Origin of the sequence: Streptomyces sp. NPDC056628, assembly GCF_042792555.1 — a bacterium.
Taxonomy (GTDB): domain Bacteria; phylum Actinomycetota; class Actinomycetes; order Streptomycetales; family Streptomycetaceae; genus Streptomyces.
Map to the genome: position 1 here is coordinate 80452 of NZ_JBHTWG010000015.1, position 23312 is coordinate 103763.

Sequence of the window (23312 nt, forward strand, 5' to 3'; positions counted from 1 at the left end):
TCCCGCTGTCCCGCACCCCCCCACGAAGGGATCAGCCCATGCACCCCACCCGCACGAGTGTCAGGCTCATGCCAGTGGCGGTGGCCGTCGCGCTCGCCGCCGGCCTGGTCACCGCCACCGCCCCCGCCGCCCACGCGGCGGCCGGCGCCGACCTCCCGTTCACCTCCGTCGAGGCCGAGTCCGCCACCACGACCGGCACCACGATCGGCCCGGACGTCACTCAGGGCACACTCGCCTCCGAGGCGTCCGGACGCAGGGCCGTACGCCTCGGCGCCGGCCAGCGCGTCGAGTTCACCGTCCCGCGCGCGGCCAACGCCGTGAACGTCGCCTACAGCGTCCCCGACGGCCAGTCCGGGACGCTCGACGTCTACGTCAACGGCCAGAAACTCTCCCGCACCCTCGCGGTCACGTCGACGTACTCGTACGTCGACACCGGCTGGATCACCGGCTCGAAGACGCACCACTTCTACGACAACGCGCGGCTGCCGCTCGGCCGGGACGTGCAGGCCGGCGACAAGGTGGCCTTCCAGGCCACCGGCGTCCAGGTCACCGTCGACGTCGCCGACTTCGAGCAGGTCGCCGGCGCGGCGGGACAGCCCGCCGGATCGGTCTCCGTCGTCTCCAAGGGGGCCGACCCCAGCGGCCAGGGCGACTCCACCCGGGCCTTCCGGGACGCCATCGCCGCCGCCCAGGGCGGGGTGGTGTGGATCCCGCCGGGGGAGTACCGGCTGACGTCGTCGCTCAGCGGCGTGCAGAACGTGACCCTCCAGGGGGCCGGGCACTGGCACTCGATCGTGCGCTCGTCCCGCTTCATCGACCAGACCGGCTCCTCCGGGAACGTCCACATCAAGAACTTCGCCGTGATCGGCGAGGTCACCGAGCGCGTCGACGCCAACCCCGACAACTTCGTCAACGGCTCGCTCGGCCCGAACAGCTCCGTGTCCGGCATGTGGCTCCAGCACCTCAAGGTGGGCCTCTGGCTGACCGGCACCAACGACAACCTCGTCGTGGAGAACAACCGCTTCCTCGACATGACCGCCGACGGCCTCAACCTCAACGGCAACGCCCGCGGCGTGAAGGTCCGCAACAACTTCCTGCGCAACCAGGGCGACGACGCGCTCGCCATGTGGTCGCTGAACGCGCCGGACGTCGGCAGCAGCTTCGAGAACAACACCATCACCCAGCCGAACCTCGCCAACGGCATCGCCATCTACGGCGGCACCGACCTCACGGTCCGCGGCAACCTGATCTCCGACACCAACGCGCTCGGCAGCGGCATCGCCCTCTCCAACCAGAAGTTCCTCGACCCCTTCCACCCGCTGTCCGGCACCATCACCATCGACGGCAACACCCTGGTCCGCACCGGCGCCATGAACCCCAACTGGAACCATCCGATGGGCGCCCTGCGGGTCGACTCCTACGACAGCGCCGTCGACGCCCAGGTGCGCATCACGAACACCACCATTACCGACAGCCCGTACAGCGCCTTCGAGTTCGTCTCCGGCGGCGGCCGCGGGCTCGCGGCGAGGAACATCACCGTCGACGGGGCGACCGTCCGCAACACCGGCACGGTCGTGGTCCAGGCCGAGACGCCGGGCGCCGCCACCTTCCGCAACGTCACGGCGACCGGCGTCGGCGCCGCCGGTGTCTACAACTGCCCCTACCCGGCCAGCTCCGGCACCTTCACCCTCACCGACGGCGGCGGCAACTCCGGCTGGAGCAGCACCTGGTCGGACTGCTCGGCCTGGCCGCGGCCCGGCCAGGGCAACCCCGACCCGGACCCCGGCCAGTCCGGCAACCTCGCCAAGGGGCGCCCCGTCACCGCCACCGGGTCCCAGGACGTCTACACGCCCGGCAAGGCCGTCGACGGTGACGCCGCCACCTACTGGGAGTCCGCCAACCACGCCTTCCCGCAGGCCCTGACGGTCGACCTCGGCTCGGTCCGGACGGTCCGCCGGGTGGTGCTGAATCTGCCCCCGTCCGCGGCCTGGGAGGCCCGCACCCAGACCGTCACCGTGCTGGGCAGCTCGGACGGCTCGGCGTACTCCACGGTCGTCGGCGCCGCCGGTCACCGCTTCGATCCGGCCACCGGCAACACCGTCACCGTCCCCCTGCCCGCCGGCACCACCCTGCGCCATCTGCGGCTCTCCGTCAGCGCCAACACCGGCTGGCCGGCGGCCCAGTTCAGCGAGGTGGAGGCGTACTCGACTTCGTGAGCGCGTCCGGGACGTCCCCGCGCTTCGCCGCCTGGATCTGCTCGTACACCCGGGTGCGCAGGCCGGCGAAGCGCGGGTCCACGCGGGTGTGCAACTGGTCGCGCCCGGCGGGCAGATCGACCGTGAGCTGCTCACGGACGACGGTCGGGGAGGCGGACAGCACGATCACCCGCTCACCGAGGTAGACGGCCTCGTCGATGTCATGGGTGACGAAGAGGATCGTCATGCCGCGCTCCCGCCACAGCCCTCGCACCAGGTCCTCCAGATCGGCCCTGGTCTGCGCGTCCACGGCGGCGAACGGCTCGTCCATCAGCAGCACCCGGGGCTCGTACGCCAGCGCCCGCGCGATCGCGACCCGCTGCTGCATCCCACCCGACAACTGCCACGGGTAGGCGCCGGCCGCGTCCGCGAGCCCCACCGACTCCAGGGCGTCCCGCACCAGCGCCCGGCGCCGGACCTTGCCCAGATCCTTCTGCCGCAACGGCAGTTCGACGTTCTCCCCGACCCGCATCCACGGGAACAGGCTGCGCCCGTACTCCTGGAAGACGAACGCCATCCCGGGCGGCGGCCCGTCGACCCGCCGCCCCTCCAGAAGCACCTCGCCGCCGGTCGGCGTGAGCAGCCCGGCCACGCACTTCAGCAGGGTGGTCTTGCCGCAGCCCGACGGGCCGACGAGACAGACCAGTTCGCCCGGATCGACGGTGAAGGTCAGGTCGCGTACCGCCTCCACCCGCCGTCCCGAGCCCTCGTAGACCTTCCGCAGACCCCGTACGTCCAGCATGGAACGCCCTTTCTGGAGGTTCACGGCGACCGCCGGGCCGAGGCGCGCAGACCGTGGTACCAGCCGAGCACCCGCCGCTCGACCAGCCGGAAGAGCATCGACAGCACGACGCCCAGCATCCCGAGCACGAGGATGCCGGTCCACATGTCGGGGATCGCGAAACCCCGCTGGAACTGGACGACGGTGAACCCGAGCCCGTTGCTGGCGGCGAACATCTCGCTGATCACCATGAGGATGATGCCGATCGACAGGGCCTGGCGCAGCCCCGCGAAGATCTGCGGGCTCGCCGACGGCAGCACCAGGCTCCGCAGCCGGGCCACCCCCGTGATCCCGTACGACCGCGCCACCTCCGCCGTCACCGGGTCCACCGCGCGTACGCCCTCGACGGTGTTCAGCAGGACCGGCCAGACGCAGCCGCTCGCGATCACCGCGACCTTCATCGTGTCGCCGATCCCCGCGAACAGCATGATGACCGGCACCAGCACGGGCGGCGGCACCGCGCGCAGGAACTCCAGGACCGGTTCGCACACCGCCCGCACCCGCCGGTGGGAGCCGACGAGCGTGCCGAGCGCCACCCCGGCGACCGCCGCCAGGGCGTAACCAGCCGCCAGCCGCCAGACGCTGGGCAGCACGTCGCCGCGCAGCCGGTCCGGCGTCCACACGTCCGGGAACGCCGTGAGGATCGTCCGCAGCGGCGGCCAGTACACGTCCGTGCTGCCCGCGGACGCCACCCACCACACGGTGAGCAGCACGACGGGCAGCGCGCACGCCAGGACGACCCGCAGCAGCACGCGTCTCACACCGCCACCTCCCCGCGCACCGACGGGTGCCAGGCCAGCGCCCGGCGCTCCACCGCACGCGCCCCCACGTTGATCACGAGCCCCAGCAGCCCCGTCACCACGACCAGCGCGTACATCTCGGGCACCGCCTGCGAGGTCTGCGCCACCCCGATGCGCCGGCCGAGCCCTGGCGCCCCGATGACGAGTTCGGCGGTGACGGCGAGGATCAGCGCGACGGCGGCGGCGAGCCGCACGCCGGTCATCACGTACGGCAGCGCGGACGGCCACAGCACGTACCGGATCCGTGCCCAGGTGCCCAGGCCGTACGACCGTGCCGTCTCCTCGGCGACCGGGTCGACGTCCTGGACGCCGTACAGGACCTGGATCAGGACCTGCCAGAAGGACGCGTAGACGACGAGCAGGAGCACCGAGCGCAGTTCGGAGCCGTAGAGCAGGACCGCCAGCGGGATGAGGGCGACCGAGGGGATGGGCCGCAGGAACTCGACCGTGGAGGCCGTGGCCTGCCGCAGATACGGCACGACCGACAGGACGACACCGGCCACGACACCCGCGCAGGACGCGATCGCGAGGCCCAGCGCCCAGCCGGTGAGCGTGTCGCCGAGCGCGGTCCAGAACGCGGGGTCGGCGGCCTCGTCCCCGAGCGCGACGGCGATCCGGCCGGCGGGCGGGAGGTACTCCTCGTCCACCAGGCCGAGCCGCGGCACCGCCTCGGCCAGGGCCAGGAAGCCGGCGAGCCCCGCCGCGCCGAGTGCGGCGTTCGTCGCCCTCACCGGTCGGTGTCCCTCACGGCAGCAGCTCGTCGAGGTCCGGCGGGTTCTTGAACAGGCCGTCCGACTGGCCGAGCTTCATCAGGGCCTCGACGGAGGACCGGTTCGCCTCGGCCGGCCACTTCGGCAGGGTGACCTTCGCCAGCACGTCCGCCGGGATCTTCGTGTACGTCGTGATGATCTCGCGCGCCTCGTCCGGGTGGGCGTCGGCGTAGGCCAGGGACTGCGCGGCCGCCTTCTGGAACTTCTTCACGACCTCGGGGTTGCTCTCCGCGTACCGCGCCGAGGTGAAGTAGAGGGCCACGGTGAGGTCGGGCGCCACGTCGACCAGCGGCGAGGCGATCTCGACGCCGTCCTGGTTCCTGATGGTGGCGGTCGCCGGCTCCACCACCATGGCGGCGTCGATCCGCCCCTTGTCCAGGGCGGCCGGCATCTGGTCGAAGGGCAGCTCGACGAACTCCACCTCGTCGGGGTCGCCGCCCGCGTCGCGCACCGAGGCGCGCACGGCCGTCTCGTTGATGTTCTTCAACGTGTTGATGGCGACCTTCCTGCCCTCCAGCTCCTTCGGGGACTTCAGCGGGCTGCCCTTCCTGACCATCAGGGCCCCGAAGTCCTCGCCCTCCTCGCCGGTCGAGGCGATGCCGTTGGCGACCGCCCGCACGGGAACGCCGTTGGACTGCGCGACCATCAGGGAGGTCACATTGCTGAACCCGAACTGGAACTGACCGCTCGCCACCCCCGGCACGATCGCGGCGCCGCCCTGGGCCGTGGTGAACTCCAGCTTCAGGCCATGCTTCTCGAAGAAGCCCTTCTTCTGGCCGAGGTACAGCGGGGCGACGTCGACGATGGGGATGAGCCCGACCTTCACGGTGGTGACCCCGCCGGACGATCCGCCCCCTTTCGACGATGCGTCGCCCGACGAGCCGCAGGCCGTCGCGACGAGCAGCAGGGCGCCGGCGGCGAGACCGGCGGACAGACGACGCATGGCTCCTCCTGTACAGACAACGGTGCAACGGTGTTCCGACAGGTTGTGCGCACCGCGCACAGTAGTGCGCGACCTCACCCAGCGGGAAGGTGGAAGCTTCTACCAGTGCGGCTGGACAGGCAGGAGCAGCCGAGTTCCAGCACGCGCGGGGTGAGCCGGAAGTGACGGCCGCCCCGGTGGACGTGGCCGGGGTCGGCGAGGGTCAGCTGTGGCCGGCGGGCGCGGGTGGGGCCGCTGGTCGGGGCGTTCACAGATCGAGGAGCAGCCGCCGTCCCCGGCACCGCGACACACAGATCATCATCGTCTCGCCGCTCGCCTGCTCCTCGGGGGTCAGCACGGAGTCCCGGTGGTCGGGCGTGCCGTCGAGGACGTCGGTCTCGCAGGTGCCGCAGGTGCCCTCGGTGCAGGAGTACAGCACCTCGACACCCGCGGCCCGCACCGCGTCCAGCACGGAGACGCCGGGCCCGACCGTGACCGTCAGGCCGCTGCGGGCCAGTTCCACCTCGAACTCCGCGTCCCCCGACGAGGGTTGCTCCCGCGGCTGGAACCGCTCGACGCGCAGGGCGCTCGCCGGGCAGCGCTCCTCGACGGCGTCCAGCAGGGGACCGGGACCGCAGCAGTAGACGAGGGTGCCCTCGGTGAGGCCGTCCAGCACCGAGCCGAGGTCCAGCGGACCGCCCTCGTCCTGCGGCGCCAGGGTGACCCGCCCGCCGTACGGCGCCAGCTCCGCCGTGAACGCCATGGACCGGCGGGTGCGGCCGCCGTACAGCAGGATCCAGTCGGCGCCCGCCGTCTCGGCCGCGGCCAGCATGGGCAGGATCGGGGTGATGCCGATGCCGCCCGCGACGAACCGGTAGGCGCGCGCGGGTTCCAGCCGGAAGTGGTTGCGCGGACCGCGCACCCGCACCTTGTCGCCCGCCCCCAGCCGCTCGTGCACCTGGACGGACCCGCCGCGCCCGGCGGGCTCGCGCAGGACCGCGATGCGCCAGCGCGTCCGGTCCGCCGGGTCGCCGCACAGCGAGTACTGCCGCTCCAGCCCCGGCCCGAGCAGCAGGTCGATATGGGCGCCGGGCTCCCAGGCGGGCAGCGGCCCGCCCGACGGGTCGCGCAGGAGGAGGGCGAGCACCCCGTCGGCCGCGGGCTCCGCCTGCTCGACGACGAGTTCGGCCTCGTACACCTCCGTCACGAGTCGTCCTCCGGCACCCGGTGCCCCCGCGGGTGGGCGAGCATCCACTCCCACATCCGCACCGGGTCCTCGGCGCGGTGCTCCCGTCCGCAGTGGCAGGTCCCGTGCAGCAGGTCGGTGCCCGGCACCCAGTCGACCCGGTACACCTCCCCGGTACCGCCGCTCACCGCACCTTCTCCTCGGGCTTGGCGCCCTCCTCGACCAGCCGGGCGAGGATGCGGCGCGCGGCCAGCCCGCCGGTGTCGATGTTGATGCTGAGCTCCTGGTAGCCGTGCCGCTCGGTGCCGAGGGTGCGCTGGAGCAGGTTGAGGGCGTCCACGTCCTGCATCACCACGGTGTGGTTGCTGGCGCGCAGGAACTCGGTCACCTCGGCGTCCTCGGTCGCCCAGTCCCGGGACACCGCCCAGAAGTCGTACACCGTCCCGTCCCCGGAGGGCGTGATGGCGTAGGTGACCTCGGTGTGGAAGGCGTCCGGGTCGCTGCCGTCCGGCCGGGGCAGCACGCCGACCGGCGCGACCCGGCTGTGCAGCACGTAGAGGCACGGGGCGTGGTACTCGATGTCCTGCCAGCGGGCGATGCGGCCCTCGATCCCGGTCGAACGGGCGTAGAACGGCGGGCACTCGGCATCGTCCATGTGCCGGCTCACCCGCACGATGCCCGCCCCCTCGTCGACCTCGGTGGTGATCGGCGTCTCGGCGACCTCGGGGGTGCCGATGTAGCCGCCGTGCAGATAGGTCTCGTGGGAGAGGTCGAGGAGGTTGTCGACCAGCAGGCCGTGGTCGCAGCCGATGGGCTCCATCCCTCGCACGGTGACCCAGCCCGGCGCGTCCAGGTGCCGGGCGCGCGGGATGCCGGCCGGGTCGGCCAGTTCCGGGTCGCCGATCCACACCCAGATCAGCGAGTCCTGCTCGACCACCGGGTACGAGGCCACACGGGCCGTGCGCGGCACGCGCTTCTGCCCGGGCACGTACACGCACGTCCCGGTCGTGTCGTACGTGAACCCGTGGTACCCGCACACGATGCGGTCCCCGTCGAGCCGCGTCGGCGCCTCGGACAGCGGATACCGGCGGTGCACACACCGGTCGTGCAGCACGACCGGCGTCCCCTCGTCCTCGGTGCGGTAGAGCACGAGCGTCTCCCCGCAGACACTCCGCCCGAGCAACTCCCGCCCCACCTCGTGGCTGTGGGCGGCGACGTACCACTGGTTCCTGGCGAACGCGGTCATGTGCGGCATGGCAGCGGCTCCCGTCTAGGTGTCGTGGCGACATCGTCGGGAAGGGGCCCCGGCGGGGGCAACAGGGCTTCCGCCTCACGGAAGCGGACAGGGAGGAGCCGCCGCACCCCGCGTACCCGTGACCTTCACACGCGTGCCATCGCACCCTTCCCCGCCGTTCGGTGCCCCTGGAACACTCCTGTCGCGCGCGTTGTCACCGATCGGCCGGATCACCCTCACGATGGGAAGAGGTCTTCCACCCATGCCCGAAGTCAACCGGCGCAGATTCCTCCAGATCGCGGGCGCCACCACGGCGTTCAGCGCTCTGTCGAGCAGCATCCAGCGGGCCGCCGCGCTCCCGGCGCACCATCGCACGGGCTCCCTGGAGGACGTCGAGCACATCGTCGTCCTGATGCAGGAGAACCGTTCCTTCGATCACTACTTCGGCACCCTGCGCGGTGTCCGCGGCTTCGGCGACCCCCGCCCGGTGCGGCGGGACGACGGCAAGCCCATCTGGCACCAGTCGGACGGCGTCAAGGACGTCCTGCCGTTCCACCCGGACGCCGACGACCTCGGCATGCGGTTCCTGGAGGGCCTGCCACACGGCTGGTCCGACGGGCACCAGGCGTACAACGGCGGCAAGTACGACCGGTGGGTCCCCGCCAAGGGCACCACGACGATGGCCTACCTGACCCGCGAGGACATCCCCTTCCACTACGCCCTCGCCGACGCGTTCACCGTCTGCGACGCCTACCACTGCTCGTTCATCGGCTCGACCGACCCCAACCGCTACTACCTGTGGAGCGGCCACACGGGCAACGACGGCACCGGTGGCGGCCCGGTCCTCGGCAACGACGAGCTCGGCTACGGCTGGACGACGTACCCCGAGCGGCTGGAGCGGGCCGGGGTGTCCTGGAAGATCTACCAGGACATCGGCGACGGCCTCGACGCGGCCGGCTCCTGGGGCTGGATCGACGACGCCTACCGCGGCAACTACGGCGACAACTCCCTGCTGTACTTCACCAAGTACCGCGAGGCCCGGCCCGGCGACCCCTGGTACGACAAGGCCCGCACGGGCACGGACGCCAAGGCCGGCGACGGCTACTTCGACCGGCTGCGCGCCGACGTCGAGGCCGGCACCCTGCCGCAGGTCTCCTGGATCGCCGCCCCGGAGGCGTTCTCCGAGCACTCCAACTGGCCCTCGAACTACGGCGCCTGGTACATCGCGCGCGTCCTCGACGCGCTCACCTCGAACCCGGAGGTCTGGTCGAAGACGGCCCTGTTCATCACCTACGACGAGAACGACGGCTTCTTCGACCACGTCGTGCCGCCGCTGCCCCCGCAGGACGCCTCCCGGGGCCGCTCGACGGCCGACGTCTCGCTGGACGTCTACGCCGGCGACGCCGGCCGGACGGCCGGGCCCTACGGCCTCGGCCCGCGGGTGCCGATGCTGGTCGTCTCGCCGTGGAGCAAGGGCGGCTACGTCTGCTCCGAGACCTTCGACCACACCTCGATCCTGCGGTTCATGGAGCGCCGCTTCGGTGTCGAGGAGCCGCAGATCTCACCGTGGCGGCGGGCCGTCTGCGGCGACCTGACCTCGGCGTTCGACTTCTCCCGCAAGGACAGCCGCCCCGCCGGGCTGCCGGGGACGGACGCCTACGAGCCGCCGGACCGGTTGCGGCACCCCGACTACCGCCCGACGCCCCCCGCCGAGGCGGGCATGCCCCGGCAGGAGCGCGGGCTGCGGCCCACCCGGCCGCTGAAGTACGCCCCGCACGTGGACGGCCGCGTCGACGCGGCGGCCGGCACGTTCGGGCTGGCGTTCGCCTCCGGCGCCAGGGCGGGCGCCGCCTTCCACGTCACCTCGGGCAACCGCACCGACGGCCCGTGGACGTACACCACCGAGGCCGGCAAGAGCATCACGGGCACCTGGGACTCGGCGGCCTCGAACGGCTCGTACGACCTCACCGTGCACGGCCCGGCCGGGTTCTTCCGCGCCTTCCGGGGCGCGAACGTGGTGGCCGGTCCCGAGGTCACCGCCCGCCACCACGGCGACGGCGTCGAGCTGACCTTCACCAACGCGGGCTGGTCCGGCGTCCGGCTGCGGATCGCCGACGGGTACGGCGGCCGTACCGTCACGGTGACCGTGCGGCCCGGCGCCACCGTGCGCCGCACGTTCGGTCTCGCGGCGAGCCGCCGCTGGTACGACCTGACCGTCACGGCCGAGGGTGAGCGCGCGTTCCTGAGGCGCCTCGCCGGGCACGTCGAGAACGGGCGGCCGGGCGTGAGCGACCCCGCGACGCTCACCGCGTAGCCGGGTCCGGCTCACAGGGGGGTGAGGTGCCCCGGACCGGGCTGCCGGGGCACCACCACCCGCTCCCGGGCCGCCGACTCGGGCTCCAGGGCCAGGACGGCGGCCACGGGGTGCGCCTCGTCCGCGGATCCCGTCGCGGCCGGGACGGGCACGGGGTGTGCCTTGTCGGCGGATTCCGTCGTGGTCGCGGGGCCGGCCGGTGTGGGCGCGGCGCGGGTGAGCAGCACCACACCCCAGGACGCCAGGCCCGCCCCGGCCAGCGCGGCCAGCACACCGGCCGGGCCGCCCCGCAGCCGTTCGCCGAGCAGGACGAGGCCGATCACGGCCGCCGCGAGCGGGTTGGCGAGTGTGACCACCGCGAGCGGAGCGCCGAGACCGCCCTGGTAGGCGGTCTGCGACAGCAGCAGTCCGCCCGCCGCGAGCGAGGCCACCAGCACGGCCACGCCCGTGACCTGGAGGCTGAGCAGCGGGGCGGAGTGGTCGGTGGCGGCCACCGTCACCGTCTGGGTGAGCGCCGAGGCGACCCCGGAGGCGAAGCCGGACGCGGTCGCGTGCCGCAGGCCCGGCCGGGCACCCGGCCACGCCAGCAGACCGGTCAGGGTCACGGTGACCGCCGCGACCCCGATCGCCTCGGGGGTGCTCAGCACGTCGTCGGGCGCGGACCCGGACGCCGTCACGAGGATCGCGGCCAGTCCGGTCAGCGTCAGAGCCGTACCGCGCCACTCGACGGCGCCGACCCGGCGGCCCGCCAGCCGCGCGCCGAGCGGCACCGCGGCCACCAGCGTGAGCGCGCCGAGCGGCTGCACGACCGTCAGCGGGCCGTACTTGAGGGCTATGACGTGCAGGAGCGCACCCGTGGCGTTGAGCAGCACCGTCCCCCACCAGGCGCCCGAGCCCAGCAGCCGCACCAGGCCGGAGCCGGCGCTGCGGGCGGCCAGCCGCTCCTGGGCGACGGCGGCGGTGGCGTAGGCGACGGCGGAGACCAGGGACAGCGCGACGGCGAGCGCGGTGGCGGTCATCGTCCCGCTCCCACGAGGACGGCGTCCCGGCCGGCGGCCTCGCCCCGGCGGGGTGCCGGCAGGAGCCGTCCGGCGCCCCGGCCGGCCGTGGTGGCCGTGCGGCCGGGGCGGGGGAGCAGCGCGAACGCGAGGCCCAGCAGGGCCGTCGCCGCGAGCGCGTCGAGCCAGTAGTGGTTGGCCGTGCCCACGATGACCAGCAGGGTCAGCGCGGGATGCAGCAGCCACAGCAGGCGCCAGCGCGACCGGGTGACCGCGATCAGGCCGAGCGCCACCATCAGGGCCCAGCCGAAGTGCAGCGACGGCATCGCCGCGAACTGGTTGGAGAGCCGGTCGCTCTGCGGCGGGCCGTACACGGAGGGGCCGTAGCGGCGGGCGGTGTCCAGCAGCCCGGTCGCGGCGAGCATGCGCGGCGGGGCGAGGGGGAACGCCAGGTGCAGCAGCAGGGCGGCGCCGGTGACGGCCGTCAGGACCCGGCGGGCCCAGACGTAGTGCGCCGGGCGCCGCAGGTACAGCCAGACCAGGAAGGCCAGGGTGGCCGGGAAGTGGACGGTCGCGTAGTAGGTGTTGGCCACCCGCACGAGGGTGTCGCCGTGCAGCAGGAGGTGCTGCACCGCGCCCTCGCCGGGCAGGTGGACGGCGCGTTCCAGGTCCCACAGCCGGTCCGCGTTGCGGAAGGCCTCGACGGTGTGGCCGGTCGCCAGTCGGCGGCCGGCCTTGTAGGCGAGGAAGAACCCCGCCACGAGCAGGAGTTCGCGGACCAGCGGTGGCCGCGGTGGTGCGGCCTTCTCCTGGGAAGGCTCGGTGCGGGCATTCATCCCCCGGCCCCTTCGCTGACGTAGGTGGTGCTGGGTGAGCTTGTCGGGCTGGGGACTGCTCCGGCTCGGCACACTCATCGGTACGTGCCCGTTCCGAAACGGGCCTGTACCGATACGCCACTGTACCGATACGCCAGCGTTCCGGTACAGTGGCGTTTCGATAGATGTGCGACACACTGGAGGGCGGGCCCCTCCGACGGTGGGCGCCGCACCCGGAGCGAAGGGACGAGCAGATGACGTCGCAGGCCGCGGACGGACCGGACACGGTCGCCGCCACGCGCCGCTCCAAGCTCACGCGGGAGCGTGAGCAGGAGTTCTTCGACGCCGTCCTCGACCAGATCCGCGCCTGCGGCTACGACTCCGTCACGATGGAGGGCGTCGCCGCCAGCACCCGGTGCAGCAAGGCCACGCTCTACCGGCAGTGGCGGACCAAGCCGCAGTTCGTCGCGGCCGCCCTGCGGGCCAGCCGGCGGACCCGCTTCGACGGGATCGACACCGGCACCCTCGCCGACGACCTGCGGGAGGCCGCCCGCGCGGCGGGCGCCTGGTCGGCCAAGGACACCCGGCTGCTGCAAGCCCTCGGCCACGCCGTCACCCAGGACCCGGAGCTCAGGACGGCGCTGCGCGAGGCGCTCATCGACCCCGAGATCGACGCGCTCAAGCAGATCCTGCGGCGCGGGGTCGAGCGGGGCGAGGTGCCCGCCGGCCATCCGGCGCTCGACTACATCCCCGCCCAGATCTTCGGCGTGCTGCGGGCCCGTCCCGTCCTGGAGGGCAAGGACGCCGACCCCGAGTACATCGTCCGGTTCGTGGAGGCCGCGGTGCTGCCCACGCTCGGACTCACCTGAGACCCAGGCCGCCGTCCGCGGGATGACTGGACGGCGACCTGCGGCGCCGCACCGTGGGGACGGGGGCGGCGCGCACCACCCGGCCGGGTGGGGTGCCCCTTGAGCGGAGGGGCCGCCCCACCCGGCCGTGTCACGTCCGGGCCGCGCTCACACGTCCTGGCCGGGGCCGCCGCCCGAGGAGACCTCGATGCCCTGGGTGATCTCGTCCAGGACACCGAGGCCCTCGCCGACGTCGACCCCGAGACGGACGACCGCGATCTCCTTGCCGTCGGAGGCCGGCGACGGGAAGGCGAGCGACTCGACGTAGCCGTCCGAGCCCTCACTGGTGACCGCCTGCCAGCGGACCAGGTAGCCCTTGCGCCCGGCCACGGTCACCGCCTCGGAGGCCAGCACCTTGTGCGAGGTGATCTTTCCGTAGCCCTTGCCGTAGGACTCCTCCGCGTTCGCCGCGATGTCCGCCTTGGCGACCTCCTCGGGGGTGTCGCCCGCGGTGCGGAGCACGAGCGCGGGAGCCGAGTAGGCGCCGCCCTTCATGCAGGTCTCGGACTTCTGCGCGGGGCACGGGTAGGTGTTTTTCGAGGCCACCTGCGCGCCGGTGCGGATCTGCTGCCCGTACCAGCCGTCCGGCACGGGGAGGCTGATCCCGTTCAGCGGGTCGGTGACCGAACCGCTCTCCACCTTCGGCGGCCCGGACTCCTCCGGGTCCTGCGATGGGCCGCCCGAGCCCCCGCCGGGACCTCCGGGCAGGTCCGGACGGTCCGGGGCCTGCCGGGAGCCCGCGGCCGTGCCGCCCGGGCCGTCCTCGGCCGTCAGCGCGTACACGCCGACGCCGATGCAGGCGAGGACCACCGCCGCCACTCCGACGGCTATCCCGGTCCGCAGCCCGCGCCGGCCGCCGGGCTGCACCTGGCCGGGATAGCCCGGGTGCGCTGGATACGCCGGATACGCCCCGCCGGCCGGCGGGCCCGCCTGGGCGTCGGTCCCCGTGGGGCGGACCTGGTCCGTCCACGCGCTGCCGTCCCACCAGCGCTCGGTGGGCGGGCCGTCACTGTGCCGGCCTGGGTCGGGGTACCAGCCGGGAGGAGTCACCTGCGTCATACGCCCACCGTATGAGGTGCGGGTGAAAGCGGGATGAGAGGGCCGGTCCCGGGGGCGGCCCCCGGCCGGGGAACGGGTGCGCGAGGGGGTGCCCGCCCGGCCGGAAGACGGACTGGGCAGCCACCGGGCCGGCTCGGGCACGCGATCCCCGGCGGAACCACCGACTGCCCTCTCCTGGCTGGAATTTGACTGTCATTCAGTCGACAAGGGCCATGTCGCGGCCCCTTCCCGTCGCCTGCCCGCACCGCCCGTCACCCATCGCGGCAACAGGTGCCCCGACCGCTCTCCATTCCGTCCGCCGGAGGGCTACGCTCGGGATCTGTACGTCGTCCGGGCGACTTGGGGAGGTAGCGGGATGACGGAGGTACGGCCCACGCGGGCCGCCTCGGCCTCCCTCTGGGAGCGCGACGAGGAAGTCGCCGCCATCGGGCGGGCCCTGGACCGGCTGTGCGCGGACGAGTCCTCCGCCGGCAGCCTGCTGGTGCTCCGGGCCGAGGCGGGACTGGGCAAGACCACCCTGTTGGCCGAAACCCGCCGTATCGCGGAGGCCTGCGGCTGCACCGTCTGGTCCGCCCGCGGCGGCGAGACCCTCAGCTCCGTCCCGTTCAACGTCGTACGGCAGTTGCTCCAGCCGGCGCTGCTGTCGCTGATGCCGGAGGAGGCCCGCGAGTACCTCGGCGACTGGTACGACATCGCCGGCCCCGCTCTGGGCATCACGGACCCCGGTGAGCGGCAGGCCGACCCGCAGGGCGTCTGCGACGGACTGGTCGCCGCCGTCCGCCGGCTCGCCCGGCGCGAGTGGCCGCTGGTGCTGCTGATCGACGACGCCCACTGGGCCGACCAGGAGACCCTGCGCTGGCTCGCCGCCTTCAGCGAACGCCTCGACGAGCAGAACGTCCTGGTCGTCGTGGCCCGCCGCCCCGGCGAGGTCAGCGGCGACAGCGCCCGCCACCTCGACGCCATCGCCGCCGCCGGCACCTCCGTCGCCACCCTCAGCGCCCTCACCCCCGAGGCCACCGCCGGACTCACCCGCGCCACCCTCGGCACCCACGCCGACGCCGCGTTCTGCCGCGAGGTCTGGGCCGTCACCGGCGGCAACCCGTACGAGACCGTCGAACTCCTCGCCAAGGTCCAGGAGAACGAGTTCGAGCCGACCGAGGCGACGGCCGGCGAGCTGCGCGCCCTGAACCGCGCCGCGCGCGGCGGCGGCCTCGTCGCCCGCCTGGAGACACTCGGTATCGAGGCCACCCGGTTCGCCTGGGCCGCCGCCATCCTCGGCACCGGCATCACCGTCGACCTGGTGGCCGAGCTGGCCACGATGAGCGTCGCCGACGCCGTGCGCTGCGCCGAACTCCTGCGCAGCTCCCGCATCCTCACCGAACTCGACCCGGCCGGGGTGCACCCCGACGACGGCGAGTTCCAGTTCGTCCACCCGCTGATCGCCACCGCCGTCTACAACTCCATCCCGGACGCCCTGCGCACCGCCATGCACGGCATCGCCGCCCGCGTCGTCACCGACAACGGCCGGGGCGCCGCGGTCGCCGCCCGCCACCTCCTGGAGGTCCACCCCGACAGCGACGAGGAACTCGTCGAGCAGCTGCGCGAAGCCGCCCGCGAGCACCTGGCCGTCGGCGCCCCCGACGCGGCCCGCCGCTGTCTGGAGCGCGCCCTGGTGGAGCCGCCCCGCCCCGAGATCCACGCCCATGTGCTGCACGAACTCGGCTGCGCCACCCTGCTGACCGCGCCCGCCGTCACCATCGACCACCTCCAGCGGGCCCTCGCACTGCCCGGCCTGGACGGCGACGACCGCGTCGACGCCGTCTACCGCCTGTCCCAGGCCCTGCTCCACAACGACCAGCTGGAGGAGGCCGTGCGCACCGTCGAGGCGGAGGCCGCCCGGCAGAGCGGACCCACCCGGCTGCGGCTCCAGGCCGTGCAGTTCATGTGGGAGGGCATCCACGGCGAGGCCGCCTCACCCGGGCGCTCCGCCCGCCTCGCCGAGCTGGCCGCCACGTGCACCGGCCGGGACAACTCCGAGCGTGCCCTGTTCATCCTGCGCGGCTTCGACGCCATGGCCCGCGGCGAGAACGCCGAGGAGGTCGTCGAGGTGTGCGACCGCGCCCTCGTCAACGGCCGCCTCGCCCCCGGCCTCGGCTGGACCGACCCCGAGTGGGGCCTGGAGCTGCCGATGATGCTGGCCAGCGCCTACGCCTTCACGGACCGCCTCGACCGCGCCGAGACCCTGTACAACGAGGCCCTGCGGGCCTACGAGTCGGTCGGCTGGAGCGGCGGCCATCTCGCCCTGGCCCATGCCTACGTCGGCCTCGGGCACCGCAGGCGCGGCCGGCTCCCGGAGGCCGAGGCGTCGCTGCGCCAGTCGCTGGCGCTCGCCGAGCGCGTCGGCCGGCGGCTGCCCCTGCACTGGTCCGCGACCTGCAACCTCGTCGACACGCTGCTCGCCCGCGGCCATGTCGAGGAGGCGTGGGACATCGCCGAGCGGTACGGCTTCGCCCCGCCCTATCCGTCCACCATCGTCCTGCCGGACCCGCGCGCGGTCCGCGGCCGGCTGCTGCTCGCCGTCGGCCGGACCAAGGAGGGCGTCAACGAACTGGAGGCCGCCGAGAAGGCGGCCGCCGTCCGCGGCCACCACAACCCCGTCCTCGTCCCCTGGGCCGTGGACCTCGCCCGCGCCCTCGCCAACGAGGACCCCGCGCGGGCCGCACGGCTGGCCGCCGAGGTCCGCCGGCGCGCCGAACGCCTGGGCACCGACACCGCGATCGGCGAGGCTCTGCGCTGCGCGGCCGCACTGGAGACCGGGCAGCGGGCCGTCCGCCTCGCCGAGCGGGCCGTCACCTATCTGGAGGCGTCGCCCTGCCAGTACGAGCACGCCGTCGCCCGCGTCGAGTACGGACTGGCCGCCCGCTCCGCCGTGGAGCTGCGGCGCGGACTGACGCTGGCCCGCTCGTGCGGCGCGGACGGTCTGGTGCACCAGGCCGAGACGGCGCTGGCCACCGGCCTGCTCTGAGCCCGGTCACAGCCTCAGCAGCTGCTCCGTGACGGCGGTCAGCCGCGCACGGGTGGCGGGGTCGTAGGCGGCCGGGTGGGCCCGGGCGGGCGACGTGCCGTCGAAGTAGCCGCCCGAGCCCAGGTCCCGGGTGGCGAGCGCCAGGACGCCGGGGGCGCCGTCGGCGACCGTGCGCCGGGGGGTGAGGCCGCTGTCGCGGACCATCGCCGTGTCCATGTGCGTCGCCGGGTGCACCACGTTCACCGAGACGCCCGTTTCGGCCAGCTCCCCGGCGAGGACGAACGTATGGACCGCCAGAGCGAACTTGCTGCGGCAGTACGCCGCCACGCCCTCGTAGCCGCGGGTCATCTCGGGGTCACCCGGGTCCAGCGGCTCCTGGCCCGCGGAGCCGACGTTCACGATCCGGGCCGGCGCGTTCGCGCGCAGCACCGGCAGCAGCGCCCGGGTCAGCACCACCGGCGCCAGGTAGTTCACCGCGAGCCGCAGTTCGTGCCCGTCGGCGCTCAGCTCCCGGCGGGTGCGGTCCGGTCCGCCGCCGACCGCCGCGTTGTTGACCAGGACGTCCAGCTCGGGGTGGTCGCCCGCGACGTGCGCCGCCAGCTCCCGCACCTGGCCGAGCGACGCCAGGTCGGCCACGTATCCGTCGGCCTCCCCGACGGCCCGCAACTCCTCGACCAGCCGTTCCGTGCGGCCGGCGTCCCGCCCGTGGGCGAGCACCCGGTGCCCGGCGCGGACCAGTTCGAAGGCGAGGTGGCGGCCGAGCCCCGAGGTGGCGCCGGTGAGCAGCAGCGTGGACATGCCCTCACCGTAGGCACGCACGACGGCTCGTGCGCGCCGCCGCCCGGGTCATCCGGCGGTGCCGGAGTCCGCGTCGGACTTCTCGGTGAGCACCCGCTGGGCGACGGCGAACGCGGCGTTCGCCGCCGGCACCCCGCAGTACACGGCCGTCTGGAGCAGTACGGCCCCGATCTCGTCCGGCGTCAGCCCGTTGCGCCGGGCCGCCCTGACGTGCATCGCCAGCTCCTCGTGATGCCCGTGCGCGACCAGCGCCGTCAGGGTGATCAGGCTGCGTTCGCGCCTGCTGAGCGTCGGGTCGGTCCAGACCTCCCCCCAGGCGTAGCGCGTGATGAAGTCCTGGAAGCGCGCGGTGAACGCGTTCTGGCGGGCCTGCGCCCGGTCCACGTGGGCGTCGCCCAGCACCTCGCGACGCACCGCCATGCCCCGCGGGCCGTCGCCGCCCAGATGGGCGCGCAGCGCGGTGAGCACGGCCTCCGGGCGCTCCGCCGGGGCCAGGTGCGAGGCGCCCGGGATCTCGACGAGCGTGGCCCCCGGCACGGCGTCCGCGATCTCCCGCAGATGGGCGGGCGGCGTCGCCGGGTCCTCCCGCCCCGCGACCAGCAGGGTGGGCGCGGTGACGCGGTCCACCCGGTCCCGCAGGTCGAACGCGGCCAGGGCGTCGCAGCACGCGGCGTAGGCGCCGGGGTCCGCCTCCCGGTGGTCGCGGACCAGCCGCGGCACGGTGAAGCCGGGGGTGAACCAGCGGGCGTCCGCGCTGTCGGCGAGCCCGGCCAGCCCTTCGCGCCGTACCCGCGCGGCCCGCTCCTCCCACGGCGTGGCGCCGCCGAAGTGCGCCGAGGAGCAGATCACCGCCAGCGAGTCGACCCGCCGGGGGTGGTGGACCGCGAGGTGCAGCCCGACGGCACCGCCGAGCGAGACACCCGCGTACGCGAACCGCTCGACGCCGAGGGAGTCGGCGAGGGCGAGCACCAGGCCCGCCAGGTCACCGACCGTCGCCCCGGCGCCGATCAGACCGGCCGGTGAGCGGCCGTGGCCGGGCAGGTCCCAGCGGATCACCCGGTGGGTGGCGGACAGCTCGGGCGCCACCGCGTCCCACAGCGCGTACGACGTGCCGAGCGAGGGGCCGAGCAGCAGCGGGGGCGCGGAGGCGGGGCCTTCGGTGCGATGGTGGAGAAGGGTCAACGTCGCTCCAGTGCACGGTCGGTGAGGGCTCCCGCGGAGCCGGTGTAGTGCGTCGGGTCGAGGTCGGCGCCGGCCAGCTCGGGTGCCTCGGCGAGCGGCCGTCCCTCGGCGGCCAGCCGGGTCAGCAGGTCCTTGGCGCGGGCGCGGCCCAGCTCCGCGGCGAGTTCGGCGGCCAGCCGCTCCGAGACGACCGCCCCGCCGGTGAGGTCCAGGTGCGCGCGCATCACGTCCGGCCGCACCCGCAGCCCCTCCGCCAGCTCGGCGGCGTCGCGGGCCGCCCCGCCCACCAGGCGCAGCAGGTCCCGCAGCGGCTCCCACTCCGCGTGCCAGGCGCCGGCCGGCCGTTCGTCCTCGGCGACCAGGGACCCGTAGAGGGTGGCCGCGAGCTGCGGGGCCCGCCGGGCGGCGGCGGCGATCAGGGTGGATCGGACGGGGTTGGACTTGTGCGGCATGGCGGAGGACCCGCCGCCGCTGCCCTCGGCGACCTCGGCGATCTCGGTGCGCGACAGGGTCAGCACGTCCACGGCGGCCTTTCCGAGCGCCCCCGCCGTGAAGGCGAGGCACCCCGCGAGGTCGGCGACGGGTGTGCGCAGGGTGTGCCACGGCAACTCGGGTGCGCGCAGACCGAGTTCACGGGCGTACGCCGCCGGGAGCGCGGTCGGGTCGCTCGCCCCGAACGCCCCGAACGCCGCCAGCGTTCCCGCGGCGCCGCCGAGTTGGGCGGGCAGCGTGTCCCGTACGGCCGTCGTCCGGTCCCGCGCGTCCAGGACCAGCGCCCGCCAGCCGGCCGCCTTCAGCCCGAACGTCGTCGGGACGGCGTGCTGGGTGAGGGTGCGCCCCGGCAGCGCGGTGTCGCGGTGCGCGGCGGCCAGCCGGGCGAACGCCCGCTCGGTGCGCTCCAGGTCGGCGAGGACCGGGCCGAGGGCGCGCACGGCCACCAGCATCAGCGCGGTGTCCATGATGTCCTGGCTGGTGGCGCCCCGGTGCACGTAGGGGCCGTGCTCCTCGCCGACGGCCCGGGTCAGCGCGCCGACCAGAGGGATGACGGGGTTGCCGCCCGCGCGCGCCTGTTCGGCCAGCGCCCGCGTGTCGAAGCGGCGCGCGTCCGCCGCGCCGGTCACCGCACGAGCCGCCTCCTCCGGGGCGAGACCCAGGGCCGCCTGGGCGCGGGTGAGGGCGGCCTCCGCGTCCAGCAGGGCCTGCAGGAACGCCACGTCGCCGGTCGCGCGGGCCGCGCCCGAGCCCGTCCAGCCGGGGGCGAGCAGTCCGCTGTCGCCGGATTCGGCAGAAGTCACTGGTACTCCAGGAAGACCGTCTCGCCTTCGCCCTGAAGGCGGATGTCGAAACGGTACGTGGCACGGCCCTCGTCGCGCGCGACCAGCGTGGCGCGTCGCTCCGCGTCCAGCCCCGCGAGCAGCGGGTCCGAGGCGTGCGCGGCCGTGTCCTGCGGCAGATAGATCCGGGTGAACAGGTGCACCAGCAGCCCGCGCGCGAACACGCACACGCTCAGGTACGGAGCGCTCGGCCCGCGGGCGCCGGGACGCAGGGTGCGCGTGTACCAGTGCCCGTCCGTGTCGGTCTGCGCCCGGCCCCAGCCGGTGAACTCCACGCCGTTGCGGCCCAGATGCCCGCCGCTCGCCGGATCGCGACGCATCGAGCCGTCGACGGCGGGGACGTTCCCGTCGGGGTCGGCGCCCCACACCTCGAGGAACGCGTCGGGCAGCGGAGCGCCCGCGCCGTCCAGGACGTACCCGTGCACGGTGATGGTGTCCGGGTGCCCCAGCGGCGCGATCTCCTCGCCGCCGCGGAACGGCAGCGCGTAGCCGTAGAAGGGGCCCACCGTGTGGGAAGGGGTGGGCGCCATGCCGCCCGGTCCGTTCGTGCCGGTCGTCGTCACGGCTCAGCGCCCTTCTTCCAGCCGGGTGGCCTGCGGTCCGTCCAGCACGATGTCCCAGCGGTAGCCCATCGAGAACTCCGGCACGGACAGGTCGTGGTCGTACGTGGCGACGAGCCGCTGCCGGGCGGCGTCGTCGGTCACGGACTGGATGATCGGGTCGTAGGGGAACAGCGGATCGGCCGGGAAGTACATCTGGGTGACCAGACGCTGGGTGAAGGCCGTGCCGAACATCGAGAAGTGGATGTGGGCGGGCCGCCAGGCGTTGAGGTGGTTGCGCCACGGGTAGGGGCCCGGCTGGATCGTCGTGAAGTGGTACCGGCCGTCGGCGTCCGTGAGGGTGCGGCCCACACCGGTGAAGTTCGGGTCCAGCGGGGCGTCGTGCTGCTCGCGCTGATGGGCGTACCGGCCGGCCGCGTTGGCCTGCCAGATCTCGATGAGCTGGCCGCGCACCGGGCGCCCGTCGCGGTCCAGGAGCCGCCCGGAGACGGTGATCCGCTCGCCGAGGGGCTCACCGGTGTGCTGCCGGGTGAGGTCGTTGTCGATCCCGGTGACGTCCCGTTCGCCGAAGGCGGGGGAGTGCAGCTCGACCAGCTCCGGATCCCTGGTCGCGTCGATGGCGACCGGCGGCTGCTTCGGATGGCGCAGGAGGGACGACCGGTACGGCGCGTAGTCCCGGCGCGGATGGTGCTCGACCGGCGCGCCGTCGGCGATCCGCTGGCGGTACGCGGCGCGCTCGGCGGCGATCTCCTGGTCGATGGCGTGCTGGGTGAGGGTCATGGGGTGGTTCCTCGGTGGTCGTGGGCGTCCGTGATCAGCCCGGCACCGGTGCGGGCGGCGATCTCCCCGGCGTTCACGCCGGGCGCGGTCTCGACGAGCCGCAGCCCGTCCGGCGTCACGTCCAGGACGCCGAGGTCGGTGACGATCCGGTCCACGCACGCCGTGCCGGTGAGCGGCAGGGTGCACTCCCGCAGGATCTTCGGGGAGCCGTCCTTGGCGGTGTGGGTCATCACCACGATGACCGTGCGGGCCCCGTGCACCAGGTCCATGGCCCCGCCGATCCCGGTGATCATCGTGCCCGGGACGGCCCAGTTCGCCAGGTCGCCGCGCTCCGACACCTGCATGGCGCCGAGCACGGCCACGTCGATGTGCCCGCCCCGGATCATCGAGAACGACAGCGCCGAGTCGAAGAAGGAGGCGCCCGGCAGGACGGTCACGGTCTCCTTCCCGGCGTTGATCAGATCGGGGTCGACCTGGTCCTCCGCCGGGTAGGGGCCCGTGCCGAGGATGCCGTTCTCGGACTCCAGGACCACCTCGACGTCCGGCGGCAGATGGTTCGGGATCAGCGTGGGGAGCCCGATGCCGAGGTTGACGTACTGCCCGTCCCGCAGCTCGCGGGCGGCCCGCGCGGCCATCTCCTCCCGGGTCCACGCCATCAGCCGCTCACCGTTCCGTGCGCCGCGGGCGAGGAGACCGTGCGCCGCTCGACGCGCTTGTCCGCCGCCTGCTCCGGGGTGAGCGCCACGACCCGCTGCACGAAGATCCCCGGCAGATGCACCGCGTCGGGGTCGATGCCGCCGGGCTCGACGAGCTCCTCGACCTCGGCGATCGTGACCCGCCCGGCCATCGCGGCCAGCGGGTTGAAGTTCCGGGCGGACTTGGAGAACACCAGGTTGCCGTGCCGGTCGCCGCGGGCGGCCCGCACGAGTGCGAAGTCGGTGCGGATGCCGCGCTCCAGCACGTATGCGGTGCCGTCGAACTCGCGCACCTCCTTCGGCGGCGAGGCGAGCGCGACCCCGCCGGAACCGTCGTAGCGCCAGGGCAGCCCGCCGTCGGCGACCTGGGTCCCGACGCCCGCCGGGGTGTAGAACGCGGGGATGCCGGCGCCCCCGGCGCGCAGCCGCTCGGCCAGGGTGCCCTGCGGGATCATCTCCACCTCCAGCTCCCCGGAGAGGTACTGCCGGGCGAACTCCTTGTTCGCGCCGATGTAGGAGCCGGTGACGCGGGCGATTCGCCCCGCCGACAGCAGGACGGCCAGCCCGGACTCCATCGCGCCGCAGTTGTTGGAGACGACCGCGAGCCGGGACACCCCGCGCTCGTACACCGCCTGGATCAGCACGTTGGGCACACCGCTCAGGCCGAAGCCCCCCACGGCGAGCGACGCCCCGTCGCCCACGTCGGCCACCGCCTCCAGGGCCGTGGCGACCACCTTGTCCATCCGAGATTCCTCATCTCTTCCGAGCGCGGGACGCCGCGAAATGGTCAGCGCACTGAGCATCCGCGCGAGGTGCGTCTCACGCTGCCACCGGCTGGGAGAACAAGTCAATACCCGGTGAGGGCGCCGGTTTCCGAGCTGTTCGCGCCGGGGGCG

General features: G+C 73.9%; 22 protein-coding genes. 4 read left to right on the forward strand and 18 right to left on the reverse strand.

The window, feature by feature from the left end:
- Positions 1-38 precede the first annotated feature (38 nt).
- Entirely contained in the window at positions 39-2216 is a 2178-nt protein-coding gene (locus ACFRAC_RS19900; RefSeq protein WP_382925318.1) for a discoidin domain-containing protein, read from the forward strand.
- Here ACFRAC_RS19900 and ACFRAC_RS19905 read toward each other — a convergent pair.
- The 8 genes from ACFRAC_RS19905 to ACFRAC_RS19940 all read right to left on the reverse strand — a co-directional run bounded on the left by ACFRAC_RS19905 (position 2185) and on the right by ACFRAC_RS19940 (position 7969).
- Complete coding sequence (locus ACFRAC_RS19905; RefSeq protein WP_382925320.1) at positions 2185-2997, reverse strand: ABC transporter ATP-binding protein; 813 nt, start codon at positions 2995-2997, stop codon at positions 2185-2187. The genes ACFRAC_RS19900 and ACFRAC_RS19905 overlap by 32 nt on opposite strands.
- A gap of 20 nt (positions 2998-3017) precedes the next feature.
- Entirely contained in the window at positions 3018-3797 is a 780-nt protein-coding gene (locus ACFRAC_RS19910; RefSeq protein WP_382925321.1) for an ABC transporter permease, read from the reverse strand.
- Positions 3794-4567: an ABC transporter permease gene (locus tag ACFRAC_RS19915; protein WP_382925323.1), complete on the reverse strand. Its 774-nt coding sequence runs from the start codon at positions 4565-4567 to the stop codon at positions 3794-3796. The genes ACFRAC_RS19910 and ACFRAC_RS19915 overlap by 4 nt, the downstream gene beginning before the upstream one ends.
- Before the next feature lie 13 nt (positions 4568-4580).
- The gene (locus tag ACFRAC_RS19920) at positions 4581-5549 is read right to left on the reverse strand and encodes an ABC transporter substrate-binding protein (protein ID WP_382925324.1); all 969 of its coding nucleotides are present in this window, start codon (positions 5547-5549) and stop codon (positions 4581-4583) included.
- 74 nt (positions 5550-5623) lie between these two features.
- A complete protein-coding gene (locus ACFRAC_RS19925) occupies positions 5624-5800 on the reverse strand; it encodes a hypothetical protein (RefSeq protein ID WP_382925326.1) in 177 nt (58 codons plus the stop codon).
- On the reverse strand, positions 5797-6735 hold the full coding sequence (locus ACFRAC_RS19930) for a PDR/VanB family oxidoreductase (RefSeq protein ID WP_382925328.1): 939 nt from the start codon (positions 6733-6735) through the stop codon (positions 5797-5799). Before ACFRAC_RS19930 ends, ACFRAC_RS19925 begins: the two co-directional genes overlap by 4 nt.
- Positions 6732-6902 (reverse strand): hypothetical protein, encoded by a 171-nt coding sequence (locus ACFRAC_RS19935; protein ID WP_382925330.1) that lies wholly within the window; start codon positions 6900-6902, stop codon positions 6732-6734. Before ACFRAC_RS19935 ends, ACFRAC_RS19930 begins: the two co-directional genes overlap by 4 nt.
- Positions 6899-7969: a Rieske 2Fe-2S domain-containing protein gene (locus ACFRAC_RS19940; protein WP_382925332.1), complete on the reverse strand. Its 1071-nt coding sequence runs from the start codon at positions 7967-7969 to the stop codon at positions 6899-6901. The genes ACFRAC_RS19935 and ACFRAC_RS19940 overlap by 4 nt, the downstream gene beginning before the upstream one ends.
- A gap of 241 nt (positions 7970-8210) precedes the next feature.
- Here ACFRAC_RS19940 and ACFRAC_RS19945 point away from each other — a divergent pair, with 241 nt between their 5' ends.
- Positions 8211-10262 (forward strand): phosphocholine-specific phospholipase C, encoded by a 2052-nt coding sequence (locus ACFRAC_RS19945; RefSeq protein WP_382925334.1) that lies wholly within the window; start codon positions 8211-8213, stop codon positions 10260-10262.
- 11 nt (positions 10263-10273) lie between these two features.
- Here ACFRAC_RS19945 and ACFRAC_RS19950 read toward each other — a convergent pair whose 3' ends face one another.
- Complete coding sequence (locus tag ACFRAC_RS19950; RefSeq protein ID WP_382925336.1) at positions 10274-11281, reverse strand: hypothetical protein; 1008 nt, start codon at positions 11279-11281, stop codon at positions 10274-10276.
- Positions 11278-12096 carry a phosphatase PAP2 family protein gene (locus ACFRAC_RS19955; protein ID WP_382925338.1) on the reverse strand — a complete coding sequence of 273 codons (819 nt, stop codon included), beginning with the start codon at positions 12094-12096 and terminating at the stop codon, positions 11278-11280. Before ACFRAC_RS19955 ends, ACFRAC_RS19950 begins: the two co-directional genes overlap by 4 nt.
- A 233-nt stretch (positions 12097-12329) precedes the next feature.
- Between ACFRAC_RS19955 and ACFRAC_RS19960 the strand changes: the two genes are divergently transcribed.
- A complete protein-coding gene (locus tag ACFRAC_RS19960) occupies positions 12330-12944 on the forward strand; it encodes a TetR/AcrR family transcriptional regulator C-terminal ligand-binding domain-containing protein (protein ID WP_382925340.1) in 615 nt (204 codons plus the stop codon).
- A 147-nt stretch (positions 12945-13091) separates the two neighbouring features.
- Here the strand turns inward: ACFRAC_RS19960 and ACFRAC_RS19965 are convergent, their stop codons facing one another.
- Positions 13092-14042: a DUF2510 domain-containing protein gene (locus ACFRAC_RS19965; protein ID WP_382925342.1), complete on the reverse strand. Its 951-nt coding sequence runs from the start codon at positions 14040-14042 to the stop codon at positions 13092-13094.
- A 355-nt stretch (positions 14043-14397) separates the two neighbouring features.
- On the opposite strand from ACFRAC_RS19965, the gene ACFRAC_RS19970 reads away from it, so the two are divergent.
- The gene (locus ACFRAC_RS19970) at positions 14398-17067 is read left to right on the forward strand and encodes an ATP-binding protein (RefSeq protein ID WP_382925344.1); all 2670 of its coding nucleotides are present in this window, start codon (positions 14398-14400) and stop codon (positions 17065-17067) included.
- Positions 17068-17073: 6 nt separating this feature from the next.
- Here ACFRAC_RS19970 and ACFRAC_RS19975 read toward each other — a convergent pair whose 3' ends face one another.
- From ACFRAC_RS19975 to ACFRAC_RS20005, 7 genes are read right to left on the reverse strand one after another with little or no spacing between them, the layout of a single operon-like run.
- A complete protein-coding gene (locus ACFRAC_RS19975) occupies positions 17074-17865 on the reverse strand; it encodes an SDR family NAD(P)-dependent oxidoreductase (RefSeq protein ID WP_382925346.1) in 792 nt (263 codons plus the stop codon).
- Positions 17866-17913: 48 nt separating this feature from the next.
- On the reverse strand, positions 17914-19047 hold the full coding sequence (pcaD, locus tag ACFRAC_RS19980; RefSeq protein WP_382925348.1) for a 3-oxoadipate enol-lactonase: 1134 nt from the start codon (positions 19045-19047) through the stop codon (positions 17914-17916).
- The gene (pcaB, locus tag ACFRAC_RS19985; RefSeq protein ID WP_382925350.1) at positions 19044-20342 is read right to left on the reverse strand and encodes a 3-carboxy-cis,cis-muconate cycloisomerase; all 1299 of its coding nucleotides are present in this window, start codon (positions 20340-20342) and stop codon (positions 19044-19046) included. The genes pcaD and pcaB overlap by 4 nt, the downstream gene beginning before the upstream one ends.
- Complete coding sequence (pcaG, locus tag ACFRAC_RS19990) at positions 20339-20911, reverse strand: protocatechuate 3,4-dioxygenase subunit alpha (RefSeq protein WP_382925424.1); 573 nt, start codon at positions 20909-20911, stop codon at positions 20339-20341. Before pcaG ends, pcaB begins: the two co-directional genes overlap by 4 nt.
- A gap of 36 nt (positions 20912-20947) precedes the next feature.
- Positions 20948-21721 carry a protocatechuate 3,4-dioxygenase subunit beta gene (pcaH, locus tag ACFRAC_RS19995; protein ID WP_382925352.1) on the reverse strand — a complete coding sequence of 258 codons (774 nt, stop codon included), beginning with the start codon at positions 21719-21721 and terminating at the stop codon, positions 20948-20950.
- Positions 21718-22377 carry a CoA transferase subunit B gene (locus ACFRAC_RS20000; protein ID WP_382925354.1) on the reverse strand — a complete coding sequence of 220 codons (660 nt, stop codon included), beginning with the start codon at positions 22375-22377 and terminating at the stop codon, positions 21718-21720. Before ACFRAC_RS20000 ends, pcaH begins: the two co-directional genes overlap by 4 nt.
- Entirely contained in the window at positions 22377-23159 is a 783-nt protein-coding gene (locus ACFRAC_RS20005) for a CoA transferase subunit A (RefSeq protein WP_382925355.1), read from the reverse strand. The genes ACFRAC_RS20000 and ACFRAC_RS20005 overlap by 1 nt, the downstream gene beginning before the upstream one ends.
- Between the last annotated feature and the right edge of the window lie 153 nt (positions 23160-23312).